This is a genomic window from Nocardia alni, from assembly GCF_019038435.1.
Classification (GTDB): Bacteria; Actinomycetota; Actinomycetes; order Mycobacteriales; family Mycobacteriaceae; genus Nocardia; species Nocardia alni.
In genome coordinates, this window is record NZ_JAGPOX010000319.1 from 1 (window position 1) to 1,062 (window position 1,062).

The window sequence follows — 1,062 nt, forward strand, 5'->3', positions numbered from 1 at the left end:
GCCCCGTCGCCGAACCCCTCGTCGAGGAGTTCACCGCCGCGCTACGCGCACTGGGCGCCACGGTCGCCACCGGACGTTTCGGCGCCCACATGCACGTATCCCTGGTGAACGACGGGCCCGTGACGCTGCTACTCGAGGCGTAATCCAGAGCCGACCGATCAGCGCGCCGAGAGCGGTACCGACGCGAAATCCATAACCGCGAGGCCGTCCGGCCGAACAAGCGCGTGCCGGATCCACAATGTTCGCTCAGTGCACCGCCAGCGCGTGCAGCCGCTGAGCCAGCGCCCGGAACACTACATAATTCGGAATCACGCACAGCGGCAACGACTCCAGCGGCTCGGCACGTCCGCTCACCCGCACGCTCAACCAGCCGCCCACCACCGCGAGCTCCGAGATCCGCGACCACGGCACCGATTCGGTCGCCGTGCCGATCTCACTCGCCGACAGCCACAACGGCTCGAACTCCAGCCGCCCGCCCGCGTCCATCCGGGCCTGCGCCTGCGGCACCTGCGCGTCGAGAATGCCCTGCTCGATCGCCACTCCCCACTCCTGCGGCCGCTCGAGGCGCCTGTCCAGCACGACCGGAGTGCCAGCGGTGTCGACGAGGGTATAGCGATACGAGATTTGATGCGCCGCCGGATTCTGCACCGCGTGCACAATCTTGCGCCGGACGATGGTCGAGTCGTAGCGAACCACTCGGACCCGCCTCTGCTCGGAAATCACACACCCCCGCTCATACAAATCGAGCCGAATACCCCGCTGTCGCGTACCCGCGAACCTCAGCCAGCCCAGATCGGCCAGCAACCGAGCACCGCTCACCACCGCCACGGTCGCTCCGAGAACCCCCACCTCCACCATGTCGCCGACGAACCCGCCCACCGTCGTCACCACCGCCGCCCCGGTGAGACCGCCGTCGACAATCGGCCACCGTGCATCAATCACCCGGGGCCGGTAAGTACTCCGGTACTCTCCCAGCCCCTCCCGCAGGGCCACCACACGCACAGCCTCCAGCTCCCCCAAAACCTCGCACGCAGCGGAACCCATATCCAAATAGTGCCCACC

Annotated in this window: 2 protein-coding genes; one reads left to right on the plus strand and one right to left on the minus strand. The window is 67.6% G+C overall.

Translation table 11 applies throughout. The features are described from left to right. Positions 1 to 143, plus strand: a 143-nt coding sequence (locus tag JZ791_RS44120) for a D-aminoacyl-tRNA deacylase (protein ID WP_216903934.1), incomplete at its 5' end; no start/stop codon positions are given. Between the two features lie 103 nt (positions 144 to 246). Here JZ791_RS44120 and JZ791_RS44125 read toward each other — a convergent pair. Continuing rightward, positions 247 to 1,062 (minus strand): DUF6585 family protein (locus JZ791_RS44125; protein WP_216903933.1); only part of this gene is annotated, 816 nt, incomplete at its 5' end.